16 protein-coding genes and 1 pseudogene are annotated in these 15089 nt (G+C 52.6%); 6 read left to right on the top strand and 11 right to left on the bottom strand.

Going from position 1 to position 15089, the window contains the following annotated elements; all coding sequences use genetic code 11:
- Positions 1–48: 48 nt before the first annotated feature.
- A complete protein-coding gene (locus AB4O12_RS04185) occupies positions 49–1122 on the bottom strand; it encodes a hypothetical protein (protein WP_460060432.1) in 1074 nt (357 codons plus the stop codon).
- A gap of 149 nt (positions 1123–1271) precedes the next feature.
- Positions 1272–1490 carry a hypothetical protein gene (locus AB4O12_RS04190; protein WP_258708129.1) on the bottom strand — a complete coding sequence of 73 codons (219 nt, stop codon included), beginning with the start codon at positions 1488–1490 and terminating at the stop codon, positions 1272–1274.
- Between the two features lie 566 nt (positions 1491–2056).
- Between AB4O12_RS04190 and AB4O12_RS04195 the strand changes: the two genes are divergently transcribed.
- Entirely contained in the window at positions 2057–2650 is a 594-nt protein-coding gene (locus AB4O12_RS04195) for a DinB family protein (protein ID WP_186567007.1), read from the top strand.
- On the opposite strand, the gene AB4O12_RS04200 is transcribed toward AB4O12_RS04195, so the two are convergent.
- From AB4O12_RS04200 to AB4O12_RS04220, 5 genes are all read right to left on the bottom strand, one after another.
- Positions 2571–3491, bottom strand: coding sequence for a LysR substrate-binding domain-containing protein (locus AB4O12_RS04200; RefSeq protein WP_186567005.1), 921 nt, complete (start codon positions 3489–3491; stop codon positions 2571–2573). The genes AB4O12_RS04195 and AB4O12_RS04200 overlap by 80 nt on opposite strands.
- A gap of 1074 nt (positions 3492–4565) precedes the next feature.
- Positions 4566–4814, bottom strand: a complete 249-nt coding sequence (locus tag AB4O12_RS04205) for a DUF2625 family protein (protein ID WP_353187018.1) — start codon at positions 4812–4814, stop codon at positions 4566–4568.
- 2 nt (positions 4815–4816) lie between these two features.
- Positions 4817–4978, bottom strand: coding sequence for a hypothetical protein (locus AB4O12_RS04210; protein ID WP_460060435.1), 162 nt, complete (start codon positions 4976–4978; stop codon positions 4817–4819).
- A gap of 142 nt (positions 4979–5120) precedes the next feature.
- Positions 5121–5795 carry an FMN-dependent NADH-azoreductase gene (locus AB4O12_RS04215; protein WP_460060436.1) on the bottom strand — a complete coding sequence of 225 codons (675 nt, stop codon included), beginning with the start codon at positions 5793–5795 and terminating at the stop codon, positions 5121–5123.
- Between the two features lie 28 nt (positions 5796–5823).
- Positions 5824–6306 carry a GNAT family N-acetyltransferase gene (locus AB4O12_RS04220; protein WP_460060437.1) on the bottom strand — a complete coding sequence of 161 codons (483 nt, stop codon included), beginning with the start codon at positions 6304–6306 and terminating at the stop codon, positions 5824–5826.
- A gap of 89 nt (positions 6307–6395) precedes the next feature.
- Between AB4O12_RS04220 and pdxR the strand changes: the two genes are divergently transcribed.
- Positions 6396–7832 (top strand): MocR-like pyridoxine biosynthesis transcription factor PdxR, encoded by a 1437-nt coding sequence (pdxR, locus tag AB4O12_RS04225; RefSeq protein ID WP_353187023.1) that lies wholly within the window; start codon positions 6396–6398, stop codon positions 7830–7832.
- Here pdxR and AB4O12_RS04230 read toward each other — a convergent pair.
- On the bottom strand, positions 7825–8304 hold the full coding sequence (locus AB4O12_RS04230; protein WP_122506017.1) for a carboxymuconolactone decarboxylase family protein: 480 nt from the start codon (positions 8302–8304) through the stop codon (positions 7825–7827). The two genes, pdxR and AB4O12_RS04230, sit on opposite strands and share 8 nt — an antisense overlap.
- Before the next feature lie 610 nt (positions 8305–8914).
- Between AB4O12_RS04230 and AB4O12_RS04235 the strand changes: the two genes are divergently transcribed.
- Positions 8915–9658: an SDR family NAD(P)-dependent oxidoreductase gene (locus AB4O12_RS04235; RefSeq protein WP_186566999.1), complete on the top strand. Its 744-nt coding sequence runs from the start codon at positions 8915–8917 to the stop codon at positions 9656–9658.
- 370 nt (positions 9659–10028) lie between these two features.
- On the opposite strand, the gene umuC is transcribed toward AB4O12_RS04235, so the two are convergent.
- Together umuC and AB4O12_RS04245 are read right to left on the bottom strand one after the other, a co-directional pair.
- Entirely contained in the window at positions 10029–11309 is a 1281-nt protein-coding gene (gene umuC, locus AB4O12_RS04240) for a translesion error-prone DNA polymerase V subunit UmuC (protein WP_460060440.1), read from the bottom strand.
- Positions 11296–11726: pseudogene (locus tag AB4O12_RS04245) on the bottom strand (LexA family protein). The gene umuC and the pseudogene AB4O12_RS04245 overlap by 14 nt, the downstream one beginning before the upstream one ends.
- A 98-nt stretch (positions 11727–11824) precedes the next feature.
- On the opposite strand from AB4O12_RS04245, the gene AB4O12_RS04250 reads away from it, so the two are divergent.
- Both AB4O12_RS04250 and AB4O12_RS04255 read left to right on the top strand, forming a co-directional pair.
- A complete protein-coding gene (locus AB4O12_RS04250; RefSeq protein WP_460060442.1) occupies positions 11825–12535 on the top strand; it encodes an SOS response-associated peptidase in 711 nt (236 codons plus the stop codon).
- Between the two features lie 178 nt (positions 12536–12713).
- Positions 12714–13079 (top strand): histone-like nucleoid-structuring protein, MvaT/MvaU family, encoded by a 366-nt coding sequence (locus tag AB4O12_RS04255; protein ID WP_227974115.1) that lies wholly within the window; start codon positions 12714–12716, stop codon positions 13077–13079.
- Between the two features lie 121 nt (positions 13080–13200).
- On the opposite strand, the gene AB4O12_RS04260 is transcribed toward AB4O12_RS04255, so the two are convergent.
- The gene (locus AB4O12_RS04260) at positions 13201–14163 is read right to left on the bottom strand and encodes a GlxA family transcriptional regulator (RefSeq protein ID WP_460060443.1); all 963 of its coding nucleotides are present in this window, start codon (positions 14161–14163) and stop codon (positions 13201–13203) included.
- 268 nt (positions 14164–14431) lie between these two features.
- Here AB4O12_RS04260 and AB4O12_RS04265 point away from each other — a divergent pair, with 268 nt between their 5' ends.
- The gene (locus AB4O12_RS04265) at positions 14432–14947 is read left to right on the top strand and encodes a hypothetical protein (RefSeq protein ID WP_460060445.1); all 516 of its coding nucleotides are present in this window, start codon (positions 14432–14434) and stop codon (positions 14945–14947) included.
- Positions 14948–15089: the final 142 nt, after the last annotated feature.

Consider the following 15089-nt stretch of genomic DNA (forward strand, 5'->3'; position numbering starts at 1 on the left):
CCTTTTGTGAAAGCAAGTTTGACGATCGATACCGATAGACATGCATTTTTACTCTCCTATGCTTACTTTTAATTCTGTATTAGGCCTAAGCTCCATCTGCCATAGTGGAAGCTTGTCGCCTTTGTACCCCTTGGGGATCTCAACCGAAAAAATCTCGGGATCTGCCGCTGTATCTAATGCAAATACTCGCTGCTCGTAAACCGTATGTTGTTTGTAAGCAGTGCTAACCATGGAGCTTAGATGGCCAATGATTCCAAATCCTTGTTGACGCGCATCGTCCACTTCCTCTTGATGTTCAGGCTGATAGTCAAGCTTCACTCCCGCCAACCGTTCGCTATCAAATAGTGCCTCACCTTCAGATTCCGACCACTTTCCAAATTGAATGAGATAGAAGGCAATGTTTTTCTCAGTTCCGTCTGTAATCTCATTCTCGTCGCAATAAAACTTTATATCCGAAATAATAAAATTTGCCTGACCATCGTCTGTGATAAATGCTTCCTTTTCGGGATCGGCAACAAAAACAACTGAAAGAGGCGGCTTCGTTCCAATTATCCTGTCTCCAATGATCGACATCTCATTTTTGGCTATAGCTTCAATAAAGCTGATGCTGCATTTCGTCTTATGCTCTGTAAAAGAACTCTTGGAAAGTAGCACCCACTGATTGAACTGGGAAAAGAATACCGCAAACTTAAGCGCCGCACCGTTTAGCTGCGCATAATTCTCAAGCTTTTGGATGTAGTCACTTTTAACAGGGAAGGGAGATTTATAATTCTTGAAATGACAGTTTTTGACTTCTACAAAAATTCTCTCCCCACTTTTTAGGACAATTAAATAGTCTGGAGGCTGAAGATCGTCATCATCAGTAAATATCGATCCACTGTCCTCTTGCTTTATAAGCCTGCATCCACCGAGAGCTCCGGCAACATGAGCAAACATTGCCTCTACTCTTTTACCATGTAGCAGCTTTGCATCTTCGAACGACTCTTTTAGTGAGCTTTTTACGAGCCCCATGAATTCTCTAGCATCCTCATCCTCAGAGACTTTAAATCCATGTTCTCTACCAAGGGCAGTGAAAAGATCTATCACTTCAAATTTACCAGGGTTTCTCTTAATTCTCTTCATCGCTAAAACTCTATTTAGATGAGTAGGCTCTTTGAGCATAACCCTGAATTTATCATCGTAAGAATATCTCTTACAGATAAGTTCGACGTAGCCTGCCTATGACTCCAAGTCAGAACCCTTACCTTGGCGAATGGCGGGCGGCCAAAGCCCTAAAGTTCCCGTAGTCGCATAATTGCATCTGTGATTGTTTGCGCGTTCGTATCCAAGGTTTCCATCGCCGCAACTGCGTTTTCTGCAACAGCGTCTACGCCATTATCTGAAAGCCATTTCGTGACCTCCTCAATTGCTGCGGCCAAGGCATGTTGGTTGTGCAGCAGCAATGTCAGAGCATCTGCCGTGGCGACGTTGGATTCAGAACTGTTTGGCATGGGATCGTCCTTGAGCGAGGTTCCTTGACAGCGTAGTTCAGCGCAGTCGGATCATCACTAACGCAGCGTTTGCCGCACAGCATTTCTCGCACCAGAACAGTGCGCCAGTCCCATATGGCCTTTTTTCAGACGCCAAAAACCACAAACCCCCGACTTTCTCTAGGAAAATCAGCGGTTTGTGTTTTCTGAATTTGGCGGTGAAAGAGAGATTCGAACTCCACCAAATTTTTGCCATCATCAATGCTTTTCGGGACTCACGTTAGCGTCCGCTCCTGGCCGTAAGCAGCCGTTCAAGACGGCTCGTTTTTCAGGCGGCAGAGGCCCATCCCGTCGCCGCTACCTGGCGCTCACCCTCCACAACTGATCCAGCTTCGTCGTATAACTTTGGTAGGCTCCCTGATCAGCAAGGACTGGGGGGGGCAGGCAGCGCCTTTAGGCTTTCCGGCTTCAAGTCTACTAGCCCAAATTGGCTCCCTGGCGCTTGCCGACCGATAATCAGCGTCTTCGATGCCGCTCGTTATGAGGGCTATGCTTGGCATTACGCCCATTTAAACTGGGGAAATCTGGTGATCAACGTACGCACAGCCCGCATGCTTGCCGAGTACAAATGCTGGGCCGATCAGCGCCTCTTTGACAGCCTGGCCGCACTGCCTCCTGGCGAAGTCAACAAAGAGCGAGTGTCGGTGTTCAAAAACATAATTGGCACTTTGAATCACATTTACGTAGTGGACTGCATTTGGCAGGCTCACCTCGAAGGCCGGGGGCACGGCTTCCAAACTTCACATGATCTGCTGCATCCCGAACTCGCTGATTTGCGCTTGGCACAAAAGGAGATCGGTCACTGGTACTGCGACTGGAGCGCCCGGCAGAGCGAGGCATCGCTGGATAGACCCGTCGAGTTCACATTTGTGTCTGGGGAACGCGGCACCATGAGTGCCGGAGCAATGCTGATGCATGTGGTCAATCACGCCAGCTATCACCGTGGGTGGGTGATCCAGATGTATTTCGACATTCCGGCCATGCCGCCAATGACAGACATGCCGATATTCCTGCGCGAGACCGATCCAAGTTTCAATTCGCTCAATACACCGGCAGAGGCGTCGCCATGTGTTGGGCAATTAGTGAGCGCAACCAACGCTCTGCCGGATCGTTATCGTTGACCCCGCTCCAGACCATCGACAACTCCGACGGCACGATGTCAAAGGGCGGGTCATCAGCACGCAACTGGCTGCTGCCATCGATCAGCGCGCACGCCGCGTAGTCCGGCACTGCGGCTAGCATTTCCGTGCCCGCTAATAAGGCACGCAGTCCTGAGAACTGGGGTACCGCCAGCATCACTCGCCGCGAGCGGCCGATGCGTGCCAAGTCGGTATCGATGGCACCGGTCAAATCCCCGGAAAACGACACCAGGGCGTGAGGTCGTTCGCAATACTCATCCAAGGTCAGGGGGCCGGGACGATTATCGCCGCGCAGTATCTTGACGCGCAGATCCCGCAGCTTCTTGCGCTTTGCATTGGCGGGCAACTCGGTGGTGTAGCTGACTCCGACGGAAATCTCTCCGGAGGCAAGCATGGTCGACATCAGCAGAAAGTTAACCCGCCGTACCACTACGATTACGTTTTGCGCCTCTTCGCGAAGTTGATTGAGCAATGGTGGAAACAGGCCAAATTCGGCATCGTCGGAAAGGCCGATGCGGAATACGTCCCGGCTGGTGGATGGGTCAAAATCCTTAGCTCGGCTGACAGCTCCGGAGATTGTGTCCATGGCTGGTTGCAACTCTTTAAGAATTGCCAGCGCTCGCTGGGTCGGCTCTAAGGTACGACCGTTGCGTACTAGCAAGGGATCGTCGAATAAGTCGCGCAACCGCGCTAAAGCGGCACTGACGGCGGGTTGGCCTAAGAACAGTTTCTCCCCAGCCCGAGTCAAGTTCCTTTCGAACATTAAGGTTTCGAAAATAACCAGAAGATTCATGTCCACGCGACGCAAGTCGTTTCGATTCATTCCTAGCCCCTCGCAGGCAGCATAATTTTCAAGTAAAGCAGCTACGCGGCAGAACACCGTGTTTCTGCTGCAACTAGACTTCGAATCGCCTTATTCAATCTCTTTACATTTGACCGGAAATGGATCGGGTTCGTGTAGCTCAAATTGGCGTGGGGAGTACGTCCCGTATTTCCCTTAGCGAGCATTAGGACTCAGAGAGTTCTCCCCTCCAAGCTATGGTCGATGTCCAAAGCGGCACGCCACTTCTCGTCGCTCTTTAACCTTCGCATCTAAAGACAGGCTCAAGTCAACAGCAAAACGAGCTAAGTGCGATTCCCGTGCCCGCGAACCAAAATTTTCGTTTCAATTTTGCAGCAGAATCCGAGGGGCAGTCTGTGTTAGACCAGTGCTCGCGACTTTATTGATAAAAACGAAATCCAGTAGTCCTTTTTCCTCGCTTGTCCGCCTTCTCTCCCGAGTGGATCTTTGTACTAATCAACCCATGATCTGCGTTGCGGTGTTCCTAGGCAGATAGAGCAACTTCGTAACAATTGCTGCCAACAAAATTACAAAGGTCGGAGGACTTATGCGCCAAGATCACCTTGATGGTCTTGGTTACATTCTTAGAGGTAGCAAGGCAGCGCAGCTGCACTTGGGCATCCCACCATTGGGAGGCTCCCCCTGCTGTAAGCTAGGTCGAGAGAAACCTTGAAGGAAGGCTCGGTGTTGTATTGTTCAAACGTACTACCCGGAGTGTCAGTCTGACGTAAGCAGGTGATCAGTGTCTCAGTAATCGTCCGGTAAATGCTTCAACTTTGAAGTGTCTGTGCGTAACCAGCGCACTTTGACTCACGGCCGGCCTGCTTATTTAATTAGGAGTGATGGCGGGGCGTACAACTGGCCGGCTAATGTGCAATTCAAATCATACTATTCAGCCATGCTGACAACCCTGCGCGCTTATTGCCACAGAGTCCCTCGTGTCCATAGGAATGGGTAGAAAGACACGCATTGATCTCCGCTCACACACTGAATGTCGTTGCGCCAGGATTACCAACGTAGGCCCTCTTAGTAGGCCGCCGTAAGATTGCTCACAGCTCATTCCAAGAAGGCGGTATAACTGATGCCCAATGGCTCCCACTGCAGAATATCGGGCGCCCAGTAGTACACCGCTCCCACATCGTCACCCAAGCCGCCCCCGTTGATGGAAAAGCATCCACCTGCTGCGTCATCTGCCACCAGCAGATGCCCTTGCGCCCGTCCCTCGCTCCATCCCGCCAGGCCCCGATCAATCAGTATCCCGCCAGTCTCGAATGCTATAGCCCCCAAAGTAGACTTGGTTGTCACCTTTAGCTGTAGAAGAACGCTGGAGTTTTGAGGTGAGGTGGAAGCAAGTCGTAGGGGCGGTCGGCATGCTCCAGCATCTCTCGTATGTAGATCATGGCAGGGTCATTAATTTCAAGCGACTTGGCTGCACCATGTGAAGTTTGAAACCAACTGAGGCGACTCATGATCAATTCCTGTTAAGAGGGGGGCATGCGGCCCATAGCTGCCGACCCGGGCGAACAGCTCTCCCGAAAATCAAAAAGCTAGGCTCAGCTTCAGGCATCGCTGCCGACCTTTGTGCTTCGGCCGTCTGGGGGGTTACCGGCTTCAGGCAACTGTTTCATGAGTCCTAGTTTCGATTTCCTCATGGAAGAACGTGTGCACATCGTCGTACCCTATTTTCTGCGCCGTTTTTAGCGCGTCCGTCCCTTTTGCTGTGCCTTCAACGGCGAAGTAATGCACCTGATTGAGACCGATGGTTTTCAGCACTGCGGATAGGTAGGGACGAAGAAAGTCGGGTTGCCGTGCCCTCTCACCGCTAATGTAGCCGCCGGTGGCTACGGCAACGTAGACGGGGCGATCCAATAACGTTCCAACCTTACCTTTTGATGTGCTGAGGAAAGTTTTTCCGACGCGTACGACGTGGTCAATCCAGGCCTTGAGCGGCGAGGGCACGCTGTAGTTGTGCATGGGAGTAGCGATAAGCAGCACATCGCAGGCATTCAACAGGATGATCATTTGGTCGGAGCGACTCAATGTACCTTTCTGATCCTCGGTAGCTATTTCGCTCGGATGGGCCAAGGCATGGGCATAAGTCGCATCGACTGGCGATAACGTGTTCAGGTCTATATCCGTCAGTTCAATCCCGCGTATGCCAGCGCGTACTGTCAGAGCGTGCAGAATCCGCTCAGACAGTTTCAAGCTTTCAGATGCATTACCGTTGGGACTGGCAATCAGGCGAAGGATTCGCAAAGGAGCGAGGGGCTTCTGAGACGGGTTCATGATATTACCTCCTGTACGGGTGATGCGGTCATGGGGTATCGAACTGTTTTTGAAAACGCAGCGCGCCGGTATAAAAGCCTTCGCGGAAGTAGAAGCGTTGGGCGCGCGCGTTGGCCAAACCCGTGTCAAGCACAAGGCGAGCACAACCGCTGGCACGAGCCAGTCGTTCCAGAGCTCGCAATAACCGGGAGCCCCACTGGCCGCCGCGCTGGGCTTCATCGGTGATGAGGTCATCGACATACAAGAATGGGCCATAAATCAGATTCTCCTGAAGGCGGTAACCTGCAAGCGCCACGAGAGCCGATGACTCGAAGGCTCCAACCAGCCGATAGCCGCCGGCTCGCATTCGTTCGATACGACTCATAAAATCGGCCTCGCTTGTTAGGTGGGGGCGCAATTGCTGTATTACCGGGAAAGCGATTTTCAAGTCATGGCGGCTGTCTAGAGGACGCAGGGCAGTGTCGGCCAAGTCGAGCACGCTGGGCACGTAGTCTTGAAGATTGAACGTCATGGGAGAGGCCTTAGTGGGTTGTGATGGTCAAATCTTGAACTAACATTGCCTCAATTTATTGAACCAAGAAGTGAGATATGAACTAGGCCATGATGACTTCCTGTTCGCACCCTTTCGCCTCCTTGGATGGGCAACCCGGTTCGCCTCTGTACCGTCAGTTATATGACCGAGTACTCGCCGCCATCGCCGCTGGCACGCTTTCCCCTGGTGACCGATTGCCTTCGGTGCGAGCTCTCGCCAAGGATCTCGGCGTTGCTCGTGGCACCATCGAACTGGCCTATTCGCTGCTCACGAGCGAGGGCTACCTCTTGGCCCTGGGGCAGAAGGGCACCGTAGTCAATCCCGAATTGCAGAAGCCGCTACTGTCTGCCCCCGCTTTATCCGTCAGCAGCGAGGTGATTGAAAACTCCCCAGACGCACTATGGCGTCCACCGCAACTTTTGCCGTTTCAGATGGGAGTGCCTGCAATGGATGAGTTCCCACGCAAGATCTGGGCGCGCTTGGGTGCCCGTTATCTGAGAGGCATGCGTTCAGGCGATCTGGACTATCCGCCGCCGCACGGCCTGCCTGCCTTGCGCAGCGCCATCGCCTCATATCTGCAGGTGTCTCGAGGTATCGATTGCGGCGCCCATCAGGTGTTTATCACCAGCGGCTGGCGCAGTAGCCTGTCGCTGATCGCACATACTTTGCTGCGCGCAGGGGAGCGAGCCTGGGTCGAAGATCCTGGCTACCCAACCACGCGCCAAGTGCTTCGTCAATTCGGTATTGAGCTTGAGGCAGTGCCAGTTGATGCCGAAGGTATGGATGTGGAGCAGGCCATTGCCAGGCATCAGGCTGCACAGGTCGTCATGGTGACGCCGGGGCATCAAAGCCCGCTGTGTATGGCGCTGTCTTTGCCTCGGAGACAGTTGTTACTCGAATGGGTGGCCCGGAGCGATGCCTGGGTTGTCGAGGATGATTACGACGGCGAGTATCGCTATGTCAGTCGCCCCTTGCCGGCGTTGGCGAGCCTGGATCGCAACGGGCGCGTGCTGTACGCCGGGACTTTCAGCAAGGTGCTTTTCCCCGGTATCCGCCTTGCCTACCTAGTGGTGCCTCAGGGGCAAGTGGCAGCGTTTGAGCGTGTAAGTCGGGCGTTATTCTCCGCAGGCTCGCCAGCGATTACTCAAGCGCTGGTCGCAGAGTTCATTGTCGAGGGGCATTTCACTCGGCACATTCAGCGCATGCGAAGGCTCTACAGCGAACGACGCGCTTTGACTATTGAAGCGTTGGAGCGGAGTTTACCCAATGGACTGCTGGTGGAGCGCTCGCCAGGGGGGATGCACTTGGTACTCCGTTTGCCGGAGGGAGTAGCCGACACTGCCCTGACTGAGCAACTGCTGGCCAAAGGCATCGCCGTGCAACCCTTGTCGCGATGGAGTGTTTCATCGCGGCGTCAATCTGGGCTGCTGCTGAGCTTCACCAACTGCGCCTGCGCTGCTCAGGGCGAGCAGCTTGGCGCGTTGATAAACCGTGCGCTCAGTTGAGGTTGGCTTTGGTCAGGCCGAACACCTCATCCGACGAACCAGGGACTGCCTGAAAGGCCACATTGAGGCGATTCCAACCGTTGATGGCGACAATCAGGAACGACAAATCCGACAGATCCTGTTCGGAAAACTGCTCACGCACATCCGCGTAGAGGCTTTCAGGTACACCATGGGATGGCAGTTGGGTGAGGGCTTCTGTCCAGGCGAGCGCCGCGCGCTCTATTGGCGAGAAGAGTTGCGATTCACGCCAGACCGCAATGTGATGGAGGCGCAATTCGCGCTCGCCATGGATCTTGGCTTCCTTCACGTGCATATCCACGCAGAACGCGCAGCCATTCAATTGAGACGCCCGCAGCATTATGAGGTGGGCCAGGTCAGCCAGTAGCGGCTTCTTACTCAGTTGCATCGTCAGCTCCACCAGCTTATTGGAAGCCTGAGGCGACTGTTTGAAGTAATCAAGACGGTTGTTCATGGCGGTCACTCGCAGGGGGTTTAGGGTTGTTGGAGCCCACTGTAGCCACGCGTAGTCTAGTCAGACAGGGCCAAGAAAAGACCTTTCAACTAAGCCATGCAGTTCTGATTCTCGATTTGCCGTTCGCCGATGTTGCCAAGCCGGTTGTTCATGTACCCGGCGGAAGGCGACCCAAAGCCGGTGTATAAACTGGCACAGTAGCGGCAACTGAGTTGCGATGCGCGATAGTTCTGAGGTGGATAACAGGTGCAGCGCCTTTGTGAAGACTGCTTTCTCTCGCCGGTCGACAACGCCGAAACAGATCGCGAGAGAATGGGGCGGTGGGCGGCCAATCCGCAGTTCGCAGAGCAACTCAGGCGTATTTACGAAGAGTGGAGTGGTATTTTCCTCTCAAAGAAATTCGATGCGGCCGGATTTTCAGTCCTATAACGCACCTGAGAACACAGCCATTGGCGCGTGTCAAAAAACCTATTTGTCGTCATTTCGACAAAAACGAACAATGGTCAAATTGACTCGGTAGAGCTTCGGCACCCTGATTTTTATGACGTTTTAGGTTGGCATGAAATGTGTCAGTGATGGGTAAATGGCTTAATACCCAAGGAGCTGAAACATGAAAAGTGAGTTCGACAATCGTGTCGCTGTGGTAACCGGAGCAAGTTCAGGCATCGGACTGGCAGTCGTACAACGATTACTAAGCTATGAAGCGACGGTAGTGGCGATGTCCCGTGGCCAGGGCGGCCTGGCTGCACTCAAAGACGTTCATGGTGATCGCCTCCATATTGTCAATGGCGATGTTACGGTAAGTTCGGATCTTGAGAAGCTTGCACACTGCGTCTCCAGAATCGGGCCTGTAGATTTTCTAGTACCGAATGCAGGAGTCGCTGTACTTGAAGATAGCCTGGCGAGTCAGGGATTCGAGCGAAATTGGGCCGTCAACGGAGCAGGTGCGCTTAACACGCTTTCAGCTTTGCGAGCCCAATTGGCGAGACCCGCTTCGGTTGTATTTGTGGGGACTTTTCTTTCCGCTTTGGCCTTCCCAGGCTTGGCTGGCTACATTGCGTCGAAAACAGCACTGACAGCGCATGCTCGAACCTTAGCCGTCGAACAGGCTGAGGCGGGAATTAGAGTGAACGTCGTATCGCCAGGGCCAACAGCTACGCCGATCTGGCGATCACTAGGGTTGGATAATGCGACGTTGTCCTCAGTCGCGGAAACGGTCAACCAGCGCCTACTAGAGGGTAAGTTCCTTGAGCCGGAAGCGGTGGCAGATGTGATTCTGTTCCTTCTATCAGAGCGAGCACGTGGCATTTACGGCCAAGATATTGTGGTAGATGGTGGGTATACCTTGCGGTAGGGCATAGAAACGCGAAGAGGTCGTGTAGACATGTATCCGGTGCGGATCGTGCGCTCGGCCTCTTATTTTTCTTGCGCTAACTTTACCTCGATTGACGCGATCAACTCGGGCCCTTGATTACGTACATTCCCCCCATGGTTGCCCACCTTGTATCAATGATTCCTCAGCTGGCCGGTGCCGAGACGCCCAGCTTGCCTTGAACGAAAGACCCACATGGGCAAGCCCGCAGCGGTGACCACCTTTGCTATATGCATGGCTCATTTATGTCCGCTTCTGGCCGATTTCTGCCTGTCGTGACCGACTGAAATGACCCTAAGCAGCCGTTCAAGGCTGCTCGTTTCTGCGGCGGTAGATGCCCATCCCGCGGTCGCTACTTGGCTCTGACCGTCCACAGCTGATCTAGCTTCGTCGTGTAGCTCTGACTCATCAGCTCTCGCCGCATTGCCCAATCAGGCGCCGCAGGCACGCTGGCTAAACGCAGCACTCCCTTGCCCCAGCGGCCATTTATCTCATCCAGAACGCTCATCACCTTGTCCGCCATCACGGGTTGCGAATGGGCGAACAGGTCATCAGTGAATTCGCCGGGCTGTCGCAAATCCATCAGCAGCACTTCCGCCTTGCTGTACTTGTAGCCGGGACGGAAGAGACGGTTGACCGCTTCGGTCGCAGCCTTCGTCATCAGCCGCACGTCGTTGGTCGGGTACGGTAACTCGACCAGCGCTCCATTCGCATACTTCGCTTCTTCAGGGTTGAACATGCCGGTGCGAATGCTGACTCGGATTTTCTTGCAGAGTGAGTTTTGCGTTCGGAGCTTTTCCGCCGCGCGTTGGGTGTAGGTAGCGACCGCTTCCTTGATCGGCTCAATCTGCGTGAGACGCGTGCCGAACATCCTGCTGCAGCAAATTTCCTGCTTCGGTGGGTCAGCTTCCCCCAGTTCCAAACATGGGGTACCGGCTAGCTCGCGAGCCGTTTTCGCGATCACCACGCTGAATTTCTGACGAAGCATCCACGGATCGGCTTTTGCCAAGTCCATTGCAGTCTTGATGCCCATTGTTTCCAGATGAGCCTTCATGCGCTTGCCAATGCCCCAGACTTCGCCGACGTCGGTGTTGCGCAGCGTCCAGTCGCGTTTGAACGGATCGCACAAATCCACTACGCCGCCGGTGATATCGAGCAGCCGTTTGGCTGTGTGGTTGGCGAGCTTGGCCAGTGTTTTCGTGCGCGCGATCCCCACCCCGACTGGAATGCCTGTGCGCTTGAGAAGGGTGGAGCGCATGCGCCTGCCAAACGCGGACAGATCTCCAAGCATGCCAGTCAAATCAGCAAATGCTTCATCAATGCTGTAGACCTCAAGTGCCGGTACCATCGATTCGATGATAGTCATGACGCGTTCGCTCATGTCGCCGTACAGAGCGTAATTGCTGCTGAACGCCACCACTCCATGCCGGCGTAGATGGTCTTTGATCTGGAAGTACGGCTGGCCCATTTTTACGAACGGCTTGGCGTCGTAGCTACGTGCGATCACACAGCCGTCGTTGTTGGACAGTACCACGATAGGTATCTTGGCGAGGTCGGGTCTAAAGACGCGCTCGCAGCTCGCGTAAAACGAGTTGCAGTCGATCAGGGCGAAGACAGGCTCACGTATTGTCATGATCGCGCACGCTGTATTTCACAACGCCCCAGATCACAAGCTCATCGCCTTCCATGACATGTCTAGCCGGATATTTTGGGTTCTCTGACACAAGCAACACGGCGTTCTCGCGCAGAAGCAGGCGCTTGCAGAAGGGCTCCGAATTCAACGCGGCGATAACGATATCGCCACTGACCGCTTCGATGCTTCGATCGACGATCACCATATCCCCGGAATAGATGCCCGCGCCCTGCATGCTATCCCCATCAATCCTCACCAGATACACGTGCGGCGCCCTGATATCGAACAGCTCATCTAGGGAAATGTGCTTTTCAATATGGTCAGCCGCTGGGGAAGGAAGCCCGCCGGCACCTTGGATGAATAAAGGGGCAGCTGCTTACCGCCAGTAGCGAGTGGGCCGAGGAGGGTGATGCTCATGATGCAAGCCTTACGAGGTTAACTGTACATGCATACAGTTAACGATTTGGTTCGCTTGCGGTCAATCTCATAGGCACGACAATTCGACGGGTGACAGTATGTGCGGACGCTACTCGATCTACGAATCGATGGATCACTATCTCAAGGAGCTTGCGCCAAGGCAGTTGGTGATCAATGGCTATGACCTCTGGCCAGTCGAGCGATACAACGTCGCCCCGTCGACGCGGGTGGAAATCATCCGGCCGGTTCGGGATGGCTTGAGCATTGATAAGGTCAGATGGGGCTGGGCGCCATTCTGGGCGAAGGGAAAGCGTCCTGACCCGATCAACGCGAGAGTCGAGACCGTCATCACCGGCAAGTTCTTCAATCAGCTCTGGCCAAACGGACGCGTACTCACGCCAGCGAATGGCTGGTTCGAGTGGGTCAAGGACGAAGAAGATCCTCAGAAAAAACAGCCGTATTTCATTACGCTGAAAGAGCAAATTCCGATGTTCTTCGCGGGGTTGGCCGAGGTGCACGAAGGCCTGGAGATGGATGAGCGCGACGGCTTCGTCATCATCACCGCTGCGAGTGACGAAGGCATGGTCGATATCCACGATCGCAAACCCTTGGTCTTATCGCCTCAGCACGCCCGTGAATGGGTCGATCCAGACACTCCACCTGAACGAGCTCGCGAACTCGCAATGGAGCACTGCAGGCCTGCTACGGATTTTCACTGGTACAAGGTTGGCAAGGATGTGGGGAATGTTCGTAATCAGGGCGCGCACCTAATTCAGCCGCTATCTCTGGCTTCGGATGTTGACGACTAACTAAAACCGAGAGTCGACAGTATTCGTCGGCGGAACGACGAGCTCTCCACAATTATTTGGAATTATGGTCGAGCTATCATTATCGCTTGTTAAGAATTTTCCCTAGCCCGGTTACGAAGCGGGCACGAAATGCAGAACTGCAATACACTCTTAATCACCTATCTAATCGAGACCTGTCATGTCCAAACTCGCCGAATTCCGCCAACTCGAAAAACACCTCGCCGAACAGCTTCAGGCTCTGGAAGCCCTCAAGGGCGACGCGGGCCTCAAGAAAGAAATTGAGTTCGAAACAAAACTGCGTGATTTGCTCGCAAAATACGGCTACAGCTTGAAGGACGTGATCAATCTCCTAGATCCGCAAACTGGTCGTCGCGCTCCAGCTGTCGAGCCCAAAGCGGGCAGCCGCAAGCCTCGCCAATTGAAGGTTTATAAAAATCCTGAAACGGGCGAAGTCGTAGAGACCAAGGGCGGGAATCACAAAACGCTCAAGGAATGGAAAACAAAGCACGGCGCCGCGACAGTTGAGTCCTGGCTGAGTAACTAATTACCTTCGAGAGAAGGCCCTTATAGGGCCTTTTTGCTCATCTTGGTACGTGCGGAACAGCTTCATCGCTCGCTGGATAGTCAGAGTAGTCAGGCTGATATGGTTATAGAAGACCTGAAAATCAGATGGTTGACTTAAATCTTTGGCGATACTCATTCGGGGTCACGCCAAAAAACTTCCAAAATTTCCGTATCAAGCTTGCTTCATGTCCTAAACCGGTCAGGTACGCAATTTCCTTAAGAGGGCATTCCGTGCTCACAAGCAGGTGACGCACCGCATCAATTCTTAATTTTTCGACCATCTTGCTCGGAGTCTGGCCTGTAGTAGTCCTATACCTTCTTACGAATGTACGCTCGCTCATGTTCATTCTCTTAGCGAGAGTGGGAATTGATAGATCTTCTACAAGATTTTCATTCATCCACGCGTGCAGATCTGAAAAAGTTGAGCTTCTGGTTTGCATGTCTAAGCTAGAACTGAATTGATTTTGATCGCCAGGCCTCTTCAAGAAAACAACCAAGTGCTTGGCCACTTTCAAAGCAAGGGCGTGTCCTAAATCAGATTCAACGAGTGCTAATGCTAAGTCGATACCCGAGGTGACGCCGGCTGATGTCCAGATACGTCCGTCGTTGACAAATATTGGCCCACGATTGAGTAAAACATCGGGATGGTTTCGCTCAAGCTCATCATACGCAGACCAGTGCGTCGTCACCTCACAGCCTGAAAGCCCTCCCGTTGCGGCTAAGGCGAACACCCCGGTGCATACGGAGACCAGTCGTGTAGCTCTTCCAGCGTGTCTCTTAAACACAGTATCGAAGCGCGGATTTTTGCAGAAGTCATATATCCCTAACCCACCCGGGACAATCAATGTGTGCGGGGCAGGTGTGTTCTGATCTAAAGGTATTGAGTGGAGGTGCGTGCCAGGAAGGACAGTCGAGATACTATCGAGCGAAGCTATCGATAGATTGTAAGGTAGGGCTTTCGGATCCGAAAAATAGTTTGCTGTTAAAAATACTTCAAGGGGCCCTGCGAGGTCGATTAGGTTCGCATTAGAAAATGCCATGAACTGAATCGTTTTAGTAAGCATTCAGCGTCCCCTGCACGCACTAATGTAGGGCGTATGTATTCATTTTTGGCGTAAATCGTCAACCTATTGTCATTTATTTTAGACGAAATGATAGCGTAATATCATCACGCCGGCGATTTCTCGCTGCCGATTAAACATCGGAGTATCTGATAGTTTTGACAGTGTTGATTCACTTTCGCAGGCAGTCCTGGATCGAGCGTAGGTATACCTCGGAAGCGAAGGAGACTAGGCAAAGCAGTTCTGGCTCAGCTTTAGTGTGCTCATCGTAATGGAATACAAAAACAATAATTCCATAACAGCTAACGAACATTGCTGGTCTACTATTATGTCAAAATTATATAACTATGTTGAAGCAACTAAGAAATGCGAAGAGCTCACCATGCAAATGGTGGAAGACGTTGGCGGCATTGTTTTCTCAGTGAGAGCACTGGAACACACCTTCTTGCTTGCTAACCTTGAGGTTGAAAAAGCCGCGCAAATTGATGTTAGTGACTCCGGCAAAGCTACATCTCTGCCGTCTTATATGCTTGCTAGGGAATTAAAAAAGCTTAACTTTTCTCTAGAGGCTTTGAAGGCGACAATCAAGCGTAACATTGGCGAAAGTCTCAGTTATCTAAACTCCGTCACAACTAGTCTCGAAATTGATATCCATGAAGATCCGGATGATCCACTTTCAGAGGCGTTTTGTGAGTATAAGAGAGTGTTGATTAAAAGTATTCGTACTTTGAAGAAGCTTGATGATGAATTGTTCAATGCAGAGATTAGTCTCGTAGATAATAAGTAGTGATCAGTTTGCAGGCTTTATTCGTGGCGAGCAGATATCAGCTTTTGAAAAAGTTGTGCTTCGCATTACCAAATAATATTTCTATGAAAAGTCATCCGCATCCTGAGTGTTTCGCTCGCGATGAAAAACGACTGTCGGAGTC

The sequence above is a fragment of the Pseudomonas sp. S2_A05 genome (assembly GCF_054668485.1).

Excerpts from the sequence above, each read along its gene's own strand:
- AB4O12_RS04185 (WP_460060432.1), bottom strand. The coding sequence starts at position 1,122 with ATGAAGAGAATTAAGAGAAACCCTGGTAAATTTGAAGTGATAGATCTT.
- AB4O12_RS04190 (WP_258708129.1), bottom strand. The coding sequence starts at position 1,490 with ATGCCAAACAGTTCTGAATCCAACGTCGCCACGGCAGATGCTCTGACA.
- AB4O12_RS04200 (WP_186567005.1), bottom strand. The coding sequence starts at position 3,491 with ATGAATCGAAACGACTTGCGTCGCGTGGACATGAATCTTCTGGTTATT.
- AB4O12_RS04210 (WP_460060435.1), bottom strand. The coding sequence starts at position 4,978 with ATGAGTCGCCTCAGTTGGTTTCAAACTTCACATGGTGCAGCCAAGTCG.
- AB4O12_RS04215 (WP_460060436.1), bottom strand. The coding sequence starts at position 5,795 with ATGAACCCGTCTCAGAAGCCCCTCGCTCCTTTGCGAATCCTTCGCCTG.
- AB4O12_RS04220 (WP_460060437.1), bottom strand. The coding sequence starts at position 6,306 with ATGACGTTCAATCTTCAAGACTACGTGCCCAGCGTGCTCGACTTGGCC.
- pdxR (WP_353187023.1), top strand. The coding sequence starts at position 6,396 with ATGATGACTTCCTGTTCGCACCCTTTCGCCTCCTTGGATGGGCAACCC.
- AB4O12_RS04230 (WP_122506017.1), bottom strand. The coding sequence starts at position 8,304 with ATGAACAACCGTCTTGATTACTTCAAACAGTCGCCTCAGGCTTCCAAT.
- AB4O12_RS04235 (WP_186566999.1), top strand. The coding sequence starts at position 8,915 with ATGAAAAGTGAGTTCGACAATCGTGTCGCTGTGGTAACCGGAGCAAGT.
- umuC (WP_460060440.1), bottom strand. The coding sequence starts at position 11,309 with ATGACAATACGTGAGCCTGTCTTCGCCCTGATCGACTGCAACTCGTTT.
- AB4O12_RS04250 (WP_460060442.1), top strand. The coding sequence starts at position 11,825 with ATGTGCGGACGCTACTCGATCTACGAATCGATGGATCACTATCTCAAG.
- AB4O12_RS04255 (WP_227974115.1), top strand. The coding sequence starts at position 12,714 with ATGTCCAAACTCGCCGAATTCCGCCAACTCGAAAAACACCTCGCCGAA.
- AB4O12_RS04260 (WP_460060443.1), bottom strand. The coding sequence starts at position 14,163 with ATGCTTACTAAAACGATTCAGTTCATGGCATTTTCTAATGCGAACCTA.
- AB4O12_RS04265 (WP_460060445.1), top strand. The coding sequence starts at position 14,432 with ATGGAATACAAAAACAATAATTCCATAACAGCTAACGAACATTGCTGG.